A 14,053-nucleotide genomic window follows, 5' to 3' on the forward strand; every position below is an offset into this window, starting at 1 on the left:
GCCGTCTACAGGTGCCGCAGGAACGCGTCCGGGTCGGCGAGGAAACTGCGGGTCAGGGCGACCGGGAGCGCCTCGTCGTAGCCGACGCGGCGGACCGCGCCGTCGTCGTCGAGCTGCAGGATCGTCGCGCCGGGCAGCGCGAGCAGGACCGGCGAGTGGGTGGCGACCACGAACTGGCTGCCCCGCGCGGTCAGGTCCACCATCCGGGCCAGCACCGCCAGGGCCCCGGTGACCGACAGCGCGGCCTCCGGCTCGTCGAGCAGGTAGAGCCCGCGCGGGGTGAACCGGTGGGTCATCAGCGCGACGAACGACTCCCCGTGGCTGCGCTCGTGCGGCGTGCCGCCGAACGCCTGGGCCAACGGCGGCCCGCCGCCCTCCCGGTCGAGGCGCTCCACCTCCGTCGCCACGTTGTAGTACGACTCGGCGCGCAGGAAGAAGCTGCTCCGTTCCCGGCCGGGCCGGCGCGCCAGCCGCAGGTGCGACCCCAGGTCGGACTCGCTCGCCCGCGGCGCGAACCGGAACGACCGCGAGCCGCCCTCGGCGTTCAGCCCCAGCGCGACCGCCAGCGCCTCGACGAACGTGGACTTGCCGGAACCGTTCTCCCCCACCAGGAACGTGACACCCGGGTAGAGGGCGAGCCCGCCGTGCGCCCGCAGCCACCGCACGACCCCCAGGTCGAACGGGTAGCCGTCGGTGGGCGCGTCCGGGTCCAGGGTGACGCGGGCGACGAAGTGCCCGGGACTCACAGGTTCTCGACGGGGACCGGCTCGATGCCCTCCTCCGGCGGCAGCGCGAACCCGAACACCCGGGAGTAGAACGCCAGCTCGGCGTCGAGCGCCCGGCGGATGTTCGCGGCCTGCCGGAAGCCGTGCTGCTCACCGGCGAACAACAGATAGGCGACCGGCACCCCACGCTCGCGCAGCGCGTCGACGATCATCTCCGACTGGTTCGGCGGGACGATCGCGTCCTCGTCGCCCTGCAGCACGATCAGCGGGGTCGAGAACCGCTCGACGTGGGTGAGCGGGGACCGCTCGATGTAGACCGCCTCCGCGTCGGGCCACGGCCCGACCAGCCCGTCGAGGTAGCGGGACTCGAACTTGTGGGTGTCCCGGGCGAGCGCGGCCAGGTCGGCGACGCCGAAGTGGTCGGCCCCCGCCGAGAACGGGGTGTCGTCCCGGGCGAGCGCGGCCAGGGTGGTGAACCCGCCCGCCGAGCCGCCCCGGATCGCCATCCGGGCCGGGTCGACGCGTCCGGCGTCGGCCAGCGTGCGGGCCGCGGCCAGGCAGTCGGCGACGTCGACGATCCCCCACGCCCCCTTCAGCTGCTCGCGGTAGGCGCGCCCGTAGCCGGTGGAGCCGCCGTAGTCGACGTCGACGACCCCGAACCCACGGCTGGTCCAGTACTGCACGGCGACCGAGAGGACCGGCGTCGCCGAGCCGGTCGGGCCGCCGTGGATGACCACCAGCAACGGCGGCAGCTCGCCCTCGGGGGCCTCGTGGGCCCCCAGCGGCGGGTAGAACAGCGCGTAGCCGGTGCGCGGGCCGCCCGCGGCGTCGGTGGACAGGAACGTGATCGGCTCGGGCACCGACACCGTCTCCGGGTGCAGGCCGAGGTCGCGCGGGGCGCGCAGGGTCTGCACCCCGGCCGCGCCGGGCTCCCCGGCTCCCTCCGGGGCGGGCACCACGCGGTGCACGCCCGGCTCGGCGGTGGGCGACCCGGCGACGCAGACGACGGCGTAGGGCCCGTCGGCGCGCACCGAGCCGATCGCGGTGAACGGGGTGTCGAGCTCGATGATCCGGCCGTCGACCTCCCGCACGACCAGGGCGTCGAAGCCTCGCGAGGAGCGGGCGAACACGACGCGTCCGTCCTCCAGGACGGCGTAGCGCGACCCGCCCAGCGCCCAGCCGGGCACACCGATCTCGGCGTCGATGCGCACGAGCGCCTCGATGTCCTGGCCGGGCGGCCACCGGTAGAGGTTCCACCAGCCGGTGCGATCGCTGAGGAAGGTCAGCGACCCGTCGGGCTGCCACTGCGGCTCGGTGACCGACTCCCCCGGCCCACCCGCGACGACGGTGTCCACCCCGGACGCCAGGTCGCGCACGGTGAGCTCGACGTCGTCCCACGGCATCGACGGGTGGTTCCAGGACAGCCAGGCCAGGGTGCCGCCGTCCGGCGAGATCCGCGGTGCTGCGACGAAGTCCGGGCCGCTGACCAGCACCTCCGGCTCCGACGGGACGCGGGCGTCGAGCCGCACGATCTCGTTGACGACCTCGGCCGCCGGGGTGTGCTCGGCGTGGTGGTGCTCGCGGACCGCGACCATCCAGGTGCCGTCGGGGGCGACGTCGCCGTCGGCGTAGCGGTCACCGCGGGGCACCGCGGGCTCCGGGGTGAGCGCGACCGGCTCGCCGCCGCGGTCGAGCCGGTACAGGCGCTGGTCGGCCCACTCGACGTAGAAGACGGTGCCGGGGCTGCCGGGGTGCAGCCACCACGCGCCGCCGCCGTACTCGTGGACGGCCGAGCGCGCGTTCGCCCCGGCCGGCAGCAGGTCGGTGCGGGTGCCGTCGTCGGTGCGGCGCACCAGCTGGGTCCGCCCGCCCTCGGTGGCGCGGCCCTCGGCCCACACCACCCCGGTGTCCTCGGTGCCGGGCGCACCGTCGGGGCGGACCTCCCCGAGCCGCACCGCGGCCGTCACCACCACTTCGGACGTGACCGGTGTCGGCCACGACCCGTACCCGGAGATCGTCACGGCGACCACGCTAGTCATCACCGTGCCGCCGTGCCCGTAGGTTGTCGCCGTGCCGACACTGCGTGCGCTGGAATGCCTGGTGGCCGTGTTCGACCACGGGTCGGTGACCGGGGCGGCAGCGGCCCTGCACCTGTCCCAGCCCGCCCTGTCCCACCAGCTCGCCCAGCTCGAACGCGAGGTCGGGACCCCGCTGCTGGAGCGGCTGCCGCGCGGGGTGCGCCCGACCGTCGCGGGGCGGGCGGTGCACGCCGACGCGGTCGCCGCGCTGGAGGCCGCGGGTCGGGTGCTGACCACCGGGCGCACGGTCGCGGCCGGCGGCGCCGGGGTGCTGCGGGTGGCGTGCGCGGAGACGATGACCGCGGGTCTGCTCGCCCCGGTGCTGCGGGCCGCCGCCGGTGCCACCGCCCGGACCCGGGTGGAGCTCACCGAGCTGACCAGCGCCGACGAGATCGCCGCCCGGGTGGCGGACGGCGCGGCCGACGTGGGGGTGTGCCCGCCGCCCGGCCGTGACGGCGCCGACGCCGAGGTGCTCGGCCGCGAGCCGCTCGTCGCGGTGCTCCCCCGCCGCCATCCGCTCGCCGGGGCGCCGGGGCCGGTCCCGGTCGTCGCGCTCGGCGAGGGCCCGGTGGTGCACTACGACCCCGCCAACGGCCTGGCCGGCTGGCTCGACACCCTCGCCGCCACGCACGGCGTCCGCCTCGACGCGGTGACCCGCACCCGGAGCGCGACGACCGCGGCCCGGCTCGCCGACGCCGGGCTGGGCGTCGCGGTGGTGCCGGTGACGGCACTGCCCGCGGGTGCCCCGGGTGTGGTGCGGGCGCTGGCCCCGGCGCAGGACCGGGAGGTCGTCGCGCTGACCCGGCCGGGCCGGGACCCGGTGGTGGCGGCGTTCGTCGCCGCACTGCGACGGCGCGGGGTGCCCGTGCCCGCCGCCGTCGCCGCGCAGCTCGCCCCCTGAGCGGCGCCGGTCAGGCCAGCCGGCCACCGCCGTCGACGTGCAGGGTCGTGCCGGTCACGAAGGGGTTGGTGAGCAGCGACCGGGCCGCGGCGGACAGCTGGGCCGGGGTGCCGGTGCGCCGCGCCGGGTTGGCCGCGGCCGTGGCGGCGAGGAAGGCGTCCTTGCCGTCGCCGAGCCGGTCCCACTGGCCGGAGTCGACGATGCCGGGCGAGAGCGCGTTGACCCGGACCGGGGCGAGCTCGACGGCGAGCGCCTCGGCGAGGAACGCGACGGCGCCGTTGGTCGTCGCCATCACCGAACGGCCGGGCGCCGGGCGCCAGGCCGCGACGCCGGAGAACAGCAGGAACGACCCGCGCACGAGTGGGGCGAGGTGCTTGGCGAGCAGCAGCGGGCCGACGACCTTCGCGTCGAACGCGGTGTGGACGGCGTCGCGGTCCAGCTCGCCGACCGGCCCGTTGGCGGGCGCGGCGGCGAGCGACACGACGTGGTCCAGCGGCCCCGAGGTCGCCGCAAAGGCGGCGATGCTCGCCTCGTCGGTCAGGTCGATCCGGGCGGTGGCGGCGCCCACCGCGTCCGCGACCGGGGCGAGCCGCTGCGGGTCGCGCCCGGCGAGGGTGACCGTCGCCCCCTCGGCGACGGCGTCGGCGGCGAGCGCGCGGGCGATGCCCGAGCCGCCGCCGACGATCAGCAGGTCCTGTCCGGCCAGTGTGGTGATGTCCATGTCCGGTACAGCGTCGCCGGACCGACGCGCAGTCCCGTCGCGCGATCGATGCTTCCGAGCTCTGCCATAGACGCCGTCTATGCCTCGGCGCGGCGCAGGACCGCCCTGGCCCGGGCGAGCACCGGCGCGTCGACCATCTCCCCGCCGAACCGGAACACCCCGGGGTGGCGCTGCGCCTCGGCGAGCAGGGCGCGGGCGTGCTCGGCCTCGGCGTCGGTGGGCCGGAACCCGCGGCGCACGACCTCGACCTGCGACGGGTGGATGCAGGCCTTCGCCGCGAACCCCGCGGCCACCGCGTCGAGGGTGTCGGCGAGCAGGGTGTCGGTGTCCGCGATGTCGGTCAGCACGGTGTCGACCGGGTCGAGGCCCGCGGCACGCGCGGCGTAGAGGATCCGGGTGCGGGCCTCGGTCAGCGCCGGGCCGTAGCCGCCGCCGGACGCGCGCCCGGTGCGGCCGCCCAGGTCGGCGAGCAGGTCCTCGCTGCCCCACATCAGGCCCGCGCAGTTCGTCGCCCGCGCGATCGACGGCGCCTCCAGCACCCCGTGCGCGGTCTCGCACAGCGCGATCACCGGGTGCGGAGCCAGTGCCTCCACCGCGGCCGCGCTCGTCGCCATCGGCAGCATCAGCGTGAGGTCCGGGTGGGCGGCCAGCGCAGCGACGTCGCCGTCGTGGGCGGGGGTGCCGGGCGCGTTGACCCGGACGACCACCCGGGTGTGGTCCAGCCCCGCCAGGGCGTCGACGACGGCGGCACGGGCGCCGTCCTTGTCGTCCGGGCCGACCGCGTCCTCCAGGTCGAGGACGACGGCGTCGGCCGCGGCGAGTGCCCTGGCGAACCGGTCGGGCCGGTTCCCGGGGCAGAACAGCAGGCCGGGGCCGTGGTCGAGCGGGCGGGCGACGGTGTCCACGAGCGGGACCTCCTCGTTCCGGGGACGGACCACGATCATCGACCTGCCGTCGCCGCCGCGCGCAGCAGGCGCACCGCGGCCGGCAGCGCCCCGGGTCGCAGGACCGGAGCCAGGCCGACCACCCCGCTCATCCCGGTCCACCAGCGGACCTGCCCGTCGGTGCGGAGCACGCCGACCGCCGGCGTCCGGCACCCGGCGACGGCGGCCGGGAGGTTCGGGTAGATCTCGGCCAGCCGCGGCTCGCGGCAGGAGCGCGCCCGGACCCGGACCCGCACGCAGCCCGGCAGCTCCTGTGCGATCCGCGAGCACGGCGCACAGGCCGCGTCGTGCACCACCACGAGCTCCCGGATCCGTGTGCGCGCCACCGCGTCATCATCGCCTGCCACCGGCCCCCGCCCTCGGGGCCCGTCCTCGGGGGCCGTCCTCGGGGGCCGTCCTCAGCGGCCGAGCAGCGCCGCGGCCAGCTCCCCGGGGTGCGACAGCATCGGGTGGTGCCCGCCCGACACCATCTCGGGCACGACGCCGCGCAGCCGGCGGGCGAGCATCGTCCGGACGAACGCGGCCGGGAACAGCTTGTCCTCGCGGCACAGCAGGTACCGGGTCGGCACCTCCGGCCAGGACTCCCGCGGCCACGGCTGGTTCCACGGCGTCGCGGACTGGTCGCGCTCGTGGCGCAGCGCCTCGTTCGCGACCGCCTCGTCGACGTCGTGGTAGAAGAGCCCGACGACGTCGTCGGGGTCGCGCCCGTCGCGCGCGGCCTGCTCGGCGAGCGCCGCACCGGAGCCGGTCGCGGCGCCCCACTGCGCCGCGGACTCGCCCGGCTGCGGCACCATCGCCGTCACCAGGACGAGCTCGCGCACCGCGATCCGGTCGCACACCAGCGGCGCGCTGAACCCGCCGAAGGAGTGCGCGACGACCACCAGGTCCTCGGCACCCTCGACCGCGGCCACCACGGCGTCGGCGTAGTCCTCCAGTCCGGCGGCGTCGTCGTCGCAGGGCAGCTCGACCGGCACGGCGCGGTGGCCGCGCCGGGTCAGCTCCCGTACCAGCGGGCCCCAGTACCAGGTGTCGGTCCCCGCCCCGGGGACCAGCGCAAAGGTCGTCATACCGGTGTGGACCGTCCGCGCGCGGCGTTCTCATCGCCTACCGTCGACGGCGGAACCGAGGAGGCCCGATGACCGATCCGACCCGCCTGCCCGCCGTCCCCGACCCGGAGCCTGCCGACCCCGCCGTGCCCGACCCGGTCGAGCCGGTCACCGACTACACCGACGACGGCGTCCCCACGTTCTCCTACGTGCGCGATCGCATCGAGGGACGCGCCGCGACCGCGGCGGCCGCCGAGGACCTCGCAGGCGGCGACGTGCGCGCCGCGGAGGCCCAGGACGCGTTCGCCGAACGCGAGCGCAGGGCGGCCGAGCGGCTCGCCGAGATCCGCCGGTCGATGGAGGGCTGAGCGGCCCGTCGCACCTCCGGCGCGGTCCCCGCACCCCGTGCGGCGGGTGCGACGGCCGTCGCCGGGGTGCGGGGACACGTTCAGCTCCCGGTGCGACGGAAGATCTTGTCCCCCAGCCACACCAGCGGGTCGTACTTGCGGTCCACCGCGCGCTCCTTGAGCGGGATGAGCGCGTTGTCGGTGATCTTGATGTGCTCAGGGCACACCTCGGTGCAGCACTTGGTGATGTTGCAGAACCCCAGTCCGTGCTCCTCCTGGGCCTCGACGGCGCGGTTGCCGTGCGCGTCGAGCGGGTGCATGTCCAGCTCGGCCATCCGCATCAGGTAGCGCGGCCCGGCGAACGCCTCCTTGTTCTCCTCGTGGTCGCGGACCACGTGGCAGGTGTTCTGGCACAGGTAGCACTCGATGCACTTGCGGAACTCCTGGCTCCGCTCGACGTCGACCTGCGCCATCCGGTACTCGCCCGGCGCGACGCCCTCGGGCGGGGTGAAGCTGGGGATCTCACGGGCCTTGGTGTAGTTGAACGACACGTCGGTCACGAGGTCGCGGATCACCGGGAAGCTGCGCAGCGGCGTGACGGTGACGACCTCGCTGTCGTCGACGGTGTTCATCCGGGTCATGCACATCAGCCGCGGCCGACCGTTGATCTCCGCGGAGCACGAGCCGCACTTGCCCGCCTTGCAGTTCCAGCGCACGGCCAGGTCGCCGGCCTCGGTGGCCTGCAGCCGGTGGATGACGTCGAGGACGACCTCGCCCTCGTTCACCTCCACCGGGTAGTCGACCAGCTCGCCCTTGGTGTCGTCGCCGCGCCAGACGCGGAAGTGGTGGAGATGGCTGCTCATCGCGGTCCCTCCGCATCGGCCCGGTGACCGCCCAGCTCGTCACCGGTGTAGTACTTCTTCAGCTCGTCCATCTCGAACAGGTCGAACAGGTCGGGCCGCATCGGGAGCTGCTCCTGACGGGTCAGCTCGATGCCGTCCTCTCCGACGGCGCGGCAGACCAGCAGCACATGGCGCCAGTCGGAGTCCATGACCGGGAAGTCGTCGCGGGTGTGCCCACCCCGCGACTCCTGGCGCTCCAGGGCCGCCTTCCCGGTGCACAGCGCGACGAGCAACATGTTGCGCAGGTCCAGGGCCAGGTGCCAGCCCGGGTTGAAGCGGCGGTGCCCCTCCACCGAGACGGTGCGGGTGCGGGTCGCGATGTCCTCGAGCTTCTTGAGCGCGAGCTCCATCTCCTCGCCCTTGCGGATGATCCCGACGAGCTCGTGCATCGTCTTCTGCAGCTCCTGCTGGACGACGAACGGGTTCTCCCCACCGGCGGTCGCACCGGAGAACGGCAGCATCGCCCGCTCCAGCGCCGCGGTGACGTCGGCCTCGGCGACGGCCGGCCGTCCCCGGTCCGCGTGCTGCGCGGCGTGCAGCCCGGCGCGACGGCCGAACACCAGAAGGTCCGACAGCGAGTTGCCGCCGAGCCGGTTGGAGCCGTGCATGCCGCCCGCGACCTCACCGGCCGCGAACAGGCCGGGCACCCTCGACATCGCGGTGTCCGGCTCGACCTCGACCCCGCCCATCACGTAATGGCAGGTCGGGCCGACCTCCATCGGCTCCTTCGTGATGTCGACGTCGGCCAGCTCCTTGAACTGGTGGTGCATCGACGGCAGCCGCTTGAGGATCTCCTCGGGCTTGAGCCGGGTGGACACGTCGAGGAACACCCCGCCGTGCTCGGTGCCCCGGCCCGCCTTGACCTCGGAGTTGATGGCCCGGGCGACCTCGTCGCGGGGCAGCAGCTCGGGCGGGCGCCGGTTGTTGTCCGGATCGGTGTACCAGCGGTCGCCCTCCTCCTCGGTGGTGGCGTACTGCTCCTTGAACACGTCCGGCACGTAGTCGAACATGAACCGCGTGCCGTCGGTGTTGCGCAGCACGCCGCCGTCGCCGCGGACGGACTCGGTGACCAGCAGGCCCCGCACCGACGGCGGCCACACCATGCCGGTCGGGTGGAACTGCAGGAACTCCATGTTGATCAGCGTCGCGCCGGCGCGCAGGGCCAGCGCGTGGCCGTCGCCGGTGTACTCCCAGGAGTTCGACGTGACCGAGTAGCTCTTCCCGACGCCGCCGGTGGCGAGCACGATCGCCGGGGCGTCGAAGCGCACGAACCGACCGTCGCCGCGGAAGTAGCCGAAGCAGCCCGAGATCGCGCCGTCGGTGGTGAACAGCTCGGTGATCGTGCACTCGTGGAAGACCCGGATCCGGGACTCCGCGTCGCCGGTCTCGGCGAGGTCCTCCTGCTGCAGCGAGACGACCTTCTGCTGCAGGGTGCGGATCAGCTCCAGGCCGGTCCGGTCGCCGACGTGCGCCAGCCGCGGGTAGGTGTGCCCGCCGAAGTTGCGCTGGCTGATCTTCCCGTCCTTCGTGCGGTCGAACAGCGCGCCGTAGGTCTCCAGCTCCCAGACCCGGTCCGGGGCCTCCTTGGCGTGCAGCTCGGCCATCCGCCAGTTGTTGAGGAACTTCCCGCCGCGCATGGGGTCGCGGTAGTGGACCTTCCAGTTGTCGTTCGGGTTGGCGTTGCCCATCGACGCCGCGCAGCCGCCCTCGGCCATCACGGTGTGTGCCTTGCCGAACAGCGACTTGGAGATGATCGCCGTCCGCTTGCCCTGCAGCCGCGCCTCGATCGCCGCCCGCAGGCCGGCACCGCCGGCCCCGATGACGACGACGTCGTAGTCGTGCCGCTCGATCTGCTCGTCCATCTCGGTGCTCACCCCACGATCCGCAGGTCGCTGATCCAGCCGGCGGAGACGGCCATGACGTAGAAGTCGGTGACGGCGAGGCTCACCAGCGTCGCCCAGGCGAACTGGTTGTGCCGGGTGTTCAGCTTCGAGACCTGGGTCCAGAGCTTGTAGCGGACCGGGTGCTTGGAGAAGTGGTTGAGCCGCCCGCCGACGGCGCTGCGGCACGAGTGGCACGACAGCGTGTAGCCGAACAGCAGCACCACGTTCACGACCAGGATGATGTTGCCCAGCCCCAGGCCGAACCCGCCGCCGGGCTTGGCGAAGGCCAGCACCGCGTCGTAGGTGTTGATCAGCGTGATGATCCCGGCGATGTAGAAGAAGTAGCGGTGCGCGTTCTGCAGGATCAGCGGGAAGCGCGTCTCACCGGTGTAGCGCCGGTGCGGCTCGGCGACCGCGCAGGCCGGCGGGGAGAGCCAGAACGCCCGGTAGTAGGCCTTGCGGTAGTAGTAGCAGGTCAGCCGGAACAGCAGCAGGAACGGCAGGGAGACCGCCGCGTAGGGCAGCCACCAGACGTCGGGCAGGAAGCGGCCGAAGTGCGCTGCCTCCTCGAAGCAGCCGGTCGAGACGCACGGCGAGTAGAACGGCGTCAGATAGCCGTACTCGGGGACGAAGTAGTGGTCCTGCATGAACGCCCGCACCGTCGCGTACGCGACCCAGGCGACGAACGCCACGAAGGTGGCCAGCGGGGGAAGCCACCATCGGTCCGTGCGCAGCGTGCGCGCGGCGATGGTGGCCCGGCCGGTGGACGCGTCAGTGGTGGATGACACGTACGGGAGCTCCTGTCGTCTCGACGACGCCGAAGAGACCTGACACGACGTCGTGTCCTCGTGAACACCCGCCGCACGCACGGTGCGGTGGTCGCCAGAGAGTACGACGCAGATCACATGTGATCTACGTCGGGATGGCGATTGGCCGTTCCATCGAGACGTGGGTCACACGTCGCACGACGCACGACGGCCCGGGCACCCCTCGGAAGGAGTGGCCCGGGCCGTCGCGACGGTGCGTCCTACTTCTTGCGGCCGCCCACCGTGGCCGCGAGGTAGTCGCGGTTCAGCTGGGAGATCACGTCGAGCGGGATCTCCTTCGGGCAGGCGGTGGCGCAGGCGCCGGTGTTGGTGCAGCCACCGAACCCGGCGGCCTCGTGCTCCTCCACCATGCTGACGACGCGCTCGTAGCGCTCCGGCTGACCCTGCGGCAGCTCACCCAGGTGGGTCAGCTTCGCGCCCAGGAACAGCGACGCGGACCCGTTCGGGCAGGCCGCGACGCAGGCACCGCAGCCGATGCAGTTCGCCGCGGCGAACGAGCGGTCCGCGGCGGACTTCGGCACGGCGTTGGAGTTGGCCTCCGGCGCCGACCCGGTGTTCACCGAGACGTAGCCGCCGGCCTGGATCATCTTGTCGAACGCGGCGCGGTCGACGACGAGGTCCTTGATGACCAGGAACGAGCCCGAGCGGAACGGCTCGATGACGATCGTGTCGCCGTCGGAGTAGTGCCGCATGTGCAGCTGACAGGTGGTGGTCGCCCGCTGCGGGCCGTGCGGACGGCCGTCGATGACCATGCTGCACGAGCCGCAGATGCCCTCGCGACAGTCGTGGTCGAACGCGACCGGCTCGTCGCCGGACAGGATCAGCTTCTCGTTGAGCACGTCGAGCATCTCGAGGAACGACATGTCCTCGTCGGCGTCGACGGTGTAGGTGACCAGGCGCCCCTTGTCGACCGCGTCGCGCTGGCGCCAGACCTTCAGGTTGAGCTTCATGTCCGTCGGTCCTCCTACTTGTAGCTGCGCTGGGTCGGGTGCACGTACTCGAACGTGAGCTCCTCCTTGTGCAGGACCGGAGCCTGCCCGCGTCCGGTGTACTCCCAGGCCGAGGTGAAGGAGAAGTTCTCGTCGTCGCGCTGCGCCTCGCCGTCCTCGGTCTGGCTCTCCGCGCGGAAGTGACCGCCGCACGACTCGCGACGCACGAGCGCGTCGAGACACATGAGCTCACCGAGCTCGAGGAAGTCGGCCACCCGGCCGGCCTTCTCCAGGCTCTGGTTCAGCTCCGCGCCGGTACCCGGCACCTTGACGTTGCTCCAGAACTCGCGACGGAGCTCGGGGATGCGGTCCAGCGCCTTGCGCAGACCGTCCTCGGTGCGCTCCATGCCGCAGTAGTCCCACATGATCTGGCCCAGCTCGCGGTGGAACGAGTCCACCGTGCGGGTGCCGTTGATCGACAGGAACTGGTCGATCCGGTCGGTGACCGACTGCACGGCCTCGACGACCTCGGGCGCGTCGTCGGAGACGGCGTCGAGCTCGTTCTTGGCCAGGTAGTCGCCGATCGTGACCGGGAGGACGAAGTAGCCGTCGGCCAGACCCTGCATCAGCGCGGACGCACCGAGGCGGTTCGCGCCGTGGTCGGAGAAGTTCGCCTCGCCGGCCACGTAGAGGCCCGGGATGGTCGACTGCAGGTCGTAGTCGACCCAGAGGCCACCCATCGTGTAGTGCACGGCGGGGAAGATCCGCATCGGGACCTCGTAGGGGTTCTCCCCCGTGATCCGCTCGTACATCTCGAACAGGTTGCCGTACTTGTTCTCGACGGCCTTGCGGCCCAGCCGCTGGATCGCGTCGTCGAAGTCCAGGTAGACACCCAGACCCGACGGACCGACACCGCGCTTCTCGTCGCAGACCTCCTTGGCGGCCCGGGACGCGATGTCACGGGGCACCAGGTTGCCGAACGCCGGGTACTTGCGCTCGAGGAAGTAGTCACGCTCCTCGTGCGGGATCTCGTTCGGCCCGCGGTCGTCGCCGAGCCTCTTCGGGACCCAGACGCGGCCGTCGTTGCGCAGCGACTCCGACATCAGGGTCAGCTTCGACTGGTGGTCGCCGGAGACCGGGATGCAGGTCGGGTGGATCTGGGTGAAGCAGGGGTTCGCGAACAACGCGCCCTTGCGGTGCGCCCGCCACGAGGCCGTGACGTTGCAGCCCTTGGCGTTGGTCGACAGGTAGAAGACGTTGCCGTAGCCGCCGGAGGCGAGCACGACCGCGTCGGCGGTGTGCACCTCGATCTCGCCGGAGACCATGTCGCGCGCGACGATGCCGCGGGCGCGTCCCTCGACGACGATCAGCTCCAGCATCTCGTGCCGGGCGTACATCTCGACGGTGCCGGCCTTCACCTGGCGTTCCAGCGCCTGGTAGGCGCCGATGAGCAGCTGCTGGCCGGTCTGACCGCGGGCGTAGAAGGTGCGGGAGACCTGCACGCCGCCGAACGAGCGGTTGTCGAGCAGACCGGCGTAGTCGCGGGCGAACGGGACACCCTGCGCGACGCACTGGTCGATGATCTGCCGCGAGATCTCGGCGAGCCGGTGGACGTTGGACTCCCGCGCGCGGAAGTCGCCGCCCTTCACGGTGTCGTAGAACAGCCGGTAGACGCTGTCGCCGTCGTTGCGGTAGTTCTTCGCCGCGTTGATGCCACCCTGCGCGGCGATCGAGTGCGCACGCCGCGGGCTGTCCTGGTAGCAGAACGTCTTGACGTGGTAGCCGGCCTCGCCGAGCGTCGCGCTCGCGGAGCCGCCGGCCAGGCCGGAGCCCACGACGATGATCTTCTTCGAGCGCTTGTTCGCCGGGTTGACCAGCTTGACGCCGAATCGGCGGCGCTCCCAGCGGGTCTCGATGGCACCCGAGGGGACCGCCTTGTCGACGACCGGCTCACCGGTCGTGTAGTCGGCGTAGGAGATGTGGTGGGACGAGGCGTCAGTCATGGGTCAGACCACTCCGAACGTGACGGCGAGGGGCACCGAGATGAAGCCGAGGGTCAGCACGGCGGCGAAGACCGTCGACACCACCTTGATGGTGCGCTCACGCCTGTTCGACGACCACCCGAGCGTCTGGATGCCCGAGAAGATGCCGTGCTGGACGTGGAAGCCCAGCGCGACGACGGCGAGGACGTAGAACAGGGTGACGTACCAGCGGGCGGGGGTGAAGTCGGCCGCGAGGTTGTCCGCCACCGCGAGGTGCACGCCGTTCGGGTTCAGCGTGCCCGCGGTGAGGTCGAGCAGGTGGTAGACGACGAACAGCACGATGATCACGCCGCCCCAGCGCATGGTGCGGGCCGCGTAGCTGCCCTTGACCTGGTAGGAGCCACCCGCGTACTTGATCGGGCGGGCCTTGCGCGCGCGCAGGGCGAGCACCGTCGCCGACCAGATGTGGGCGACCACCGCGACGACGAGCACCACACGGACGATCCAGAGCATGCCCGAGTAGGGCAGCGCCGGCTCCAGGATGGTGCGCAGCCAGGCCGCGTAGTGATCGATCGCCTCGGGACCGAAGAAGATCTTCAGGTTCCCGATCATGTGCAACGTGACGTAGCCGAGCAGCACGACGCCGCTCACCGCCATCACGAACTTCAGCAGCGCACTGGGCGTGCGCGGACGCCGGGGCGCGGCGGGCTTGGCTCCGCCGCCGGCCCGGGACTTCTCGGACATCGTGACCACGTCGTCCAGTGGACA

At 72.7% G+C, this 14,053-nt stretch carries 14 protein-coding genes; 2 read left to right on the forward strand and 12 right to left on the reverse strand.

What is annotated here, in order from left to right; genetic code table 11:
* Positions 1-5 precede the first annotated feature (5 nt).
* Together Ae505Ps2_RS27105 and Ae505Ps2_RS27110 are read right to left on the reverse strand one after the other, a co-directional pair.
* On the reverse strand, positions 6-746 hold the full coding sequence (locus Ae505Ps2_RS27105; protein ID WP_075554109.1) for an AAA family ATPase: 741 nt from the start codon (positions 744-746) through the stop codon (positions 6-8).
* On the reverse strand, positions 743-2,746 hold the full coding sequence (locus tag Ae505Ps2_RS27110; RefSeq protein ID WP_233147623.1) for a prolyl oligopeptidase family serine peptidase: 2,004 nt from the start codon (positions 2,744-2,746) through the stop codon (positions 743-745). Before Ae505Ps2_RS27110 ends, Ae505Ps2_RS27105 begins: the two co-directional genes overlap by 4 nt.
* Positions 2,747-2,795: 49 nt before the next feature.
* Between Ae505Ps2_RS27110 and Ae505Ps2_RS27115 the strand changes: the two genes are divergently transcribed.
* Positions 2,796-3,704 (forward strand): LysR family transcriptional regulator, encoded by a 909-nt coding sequence (locus Ae505Ps2_RS27115; RefSeq protein ID WP_075311099.1) that lies wholly within the window; start codon positions 2,796-2,798, stop codon positions 3,702-3,704.
* Between the two features lie 10 nt (positions 3,705-3,714).
* On the opposite strand, the gene Ae505Ps2_RS27120 is transcribed toward Ae505Ps2_RS27115, so the two are convergent.
* The 4 genes from Ae505Ps2_RS27120 to Ae505Ps2_RS27135 all read right to left on the reverse strand — a co-directional run bounded on the left by Ae505Ps2_RS27120 (position 3,715) and on the right by Ae505Ps2_RS27135 (position 6,436).
* Entirely contained in the window at positions 3,715-4,425 is a 711-nt protein-coding gene (locus tag Ae505Ps2_RS27120) for an SDR family oxidoreductase (RefSeq protein WP_075311097.1), read from the reverse strand.
* 77 nt (positions 4,426-4,502) lie between these two features.
* Entirely contained in the window at positions 4,503-5,363 is an 861-nt protein-coding gene (locus Ae505Ps2_RS27125) for a CoA ester lyase (protein WP_233147624.1), read from the reverse strand.
* 2 nt (positions 5,364-5,365) lie between these two features.
* Positions 5,366-5,695 carry a hypothetical protein gene (locus tag Ae505Ps2_RS27130; RefSeq protein WP_020623684.1) on the reverse strand — a complete coding sequence of 110 codons (330 nt, stop codon included), beginning with the start codon at positions 5,693-5,695 and terminating at the stop codon, positions 5,366-5,368.
* 72 nt (positions 5,696-5,767) lie between these two features.
* Positions 5,768-6,436 carry an alpha/beta hydrolase gene (locus Ae505Ps2_RS27135; RefSeq protein WP_075311095.1) on the reverse strand — a complete coding sequence of 223 codons (669 nt, stop codon included), beginning with the start codon at positions 6,434-6,436 and terminating at the stop codon, positions 5,768-5,770.
* Between the two features lie 68 nt (positions 6,437-6,504).
* On the opposite strand from Ae505Ps2_RS27135, the gene Ae505Ps2_RS27140 reads away from it, so the two are divergent.
* Positions 6,505-6,783: a hypothetical protein gene (locus Ae505Ps2_RS27140; RefSeq protein WP_075311093.1), complete on the forward strand. Its 279-nt coding sequence runs from the start codon at positions 6,505-6,507 to the stop codon at positions 6,781-6,783.
* 80 nt (positions 6,784-6,863) lie between these two features.
* Here the strand turns inward: Ae505Ps2_RS27140 and Ae505Ps2_RS27145 are convergent, their stop codons facing one another.
* From Ae505Ps2_RS27145 to Ae505Ps2_RS27170, 6 genes are all read right to left on the reverse strand, one after another.
* The gene (locus Ae505Ps2_RS27145; protein WP_075311091.1) at positions 6,864-7,625 is read right to left on the reverse strand and encodes a succinate dehydrogenase/fumarate reductase iron-sulfur subunit; all 762 of its coding nucleotides are present in this window, start codon (positions 7,623-7,625) and stop codon (positions 6,864-6,866) included.
* Positions 7,622-9,526: a fumarate reductase/succinate dehydrogenase flavoprotein subunit gene (locus Ae505Ps2_RS27150; protein ID WP_075554328.1), complete on the reverse strand. Its 1,905-nt coding sequence runs from the start codon at positions 9,524-9,526 to the stop codon at positions 7,622-7,624. Before Ae505Ps2_RS27150 ends, Ae505Ps2_RS27145 begins: the two co-directional genes overlap by 4 nt.
* 8 nt (positions 9,527-9,534) lie before the next feature.
* Positions 9,535-10,335 (reverse strand): hypothetical protein, encoded by an 801-nt coding sequence (locus tag Ae505Ps2_RS27155; protein ID WP_075333661.1) that lies wholly within the window; start codon positions 10,333-10,335, stop codon positions 9,535-9,537.
* Positions 10,336-10,574: 239 nt separating this feature from the next.
* Positions 10,575-11,324 (reverse strand): succinate dehydrogenase/fumarate reductase iron-sulfur subunit, encoded by a 750-nt coding sequence (locus tag Ae505Ps2_RS27160; RefSeq protein WP_075554110.1) that lies wholly within the window; start codon positions 11,322-11,324, stop codon positions 10,575-10,577.
* Between the two features lie 14 nt (positions 11,325-11,338).
* Positions 11,339-13,306, reverse strand: coding sequence for a fumarate reductase/succinate dehydrogenase flavoprotein subunit (locus tag Ae505Ps2_RS27165; RefSeq protein WP_020623677.1), 1,968 nt, complete (start codon positions 13,304-13,306; stop codon positions 11,339-11,341).
* 3 nt (positions 13,307-13,309) lie between these two features.
* On the reverse strand, positions 13,310-14,029 hold the full coding sequence (locus Ae505Ps2_RS27170; RefSeq protein ID WP_082375760.1) for a succinate dehydrogenase cytochrome b subunit: 720 nt from the start codon (positions 14,027-14,029) through the stop codon (positions 13,310-13,312).
* Positions 14,030-14,053: the final 24 nt, after the last annotated feature.

It is taken from the genome of Pseudonocardia sp. Ae505_Ps2 (genome assembly GCF_001932425.1).
Taxonomy (GTDB): domain Bacteria; phylum Actinomycetota; class Actinomycetes; order Mycobacteriales; family Pseudonocardiaceae; genus Pseudonocardia.

Bases quoted from the DNA above. Each gene is read 5' to 3' on its own strand.
- Ae505Ps2_RS27120 (WP_075311097.1), bottom strand. From the start codon at position 4,425: ATGGACATCACCACACTGGCCGGACAGGACCTGCTGATCGTCGGCGGC.
- Ae505Ps2_RS27135 (WP_075311095.1), bottom strand. From the start codon at position 6,436: ATGACGACCTTTGCGCTGGTCCCCGGGGCGGGGACCGACACCTGGTAC.
- Ae505Ps2_RS27140 (WP_075311093.1), top strand. From the start codon at position 6,505: ATGACCGATCCGACCCGCCTGCCCGCCGTCCCCGACCCGGAGCCTGCC.
- Ae505Ps2_RS27145 (WP_075311091.1), bottom strand. From the start codon at position 7,625: ATGAGCAGCCATCTCCACCACTTCCGCGTCTGGCGCGGCGACGACACC.
- Ae505Ps2_RS27150 (WP_075554328.1), bottom strand. From the start codon at position 9,526: ATGGACGAGCAGATCGAGCGGCACGACTACGACGTCGTCGTCATCGGG.
- Ae505Ps2_RS27160 (WP_075554110.1), bottom strand. From the start codon at position 11,324: ATGAAGCTCAACCTGAAGGTCTGGCGCCAGCGCGACGCGGTCGACAAG.
- Ae505Ps2_RS27165 (WP_020623677.1), bottom strand. From the start codon at position 13,306: ATGACTGACGCCTCGTCCCACCACATCTCCTACGCCGACTACACGACC.
- Ae505Ps2_RS27170 (WP_082375760.1), bottom strand. From the start codon at position 14,029: ATGTCCGAGAAGTCCCGGGCCGGCGGCGGAGCCAAGCCCGCCGCGCCC.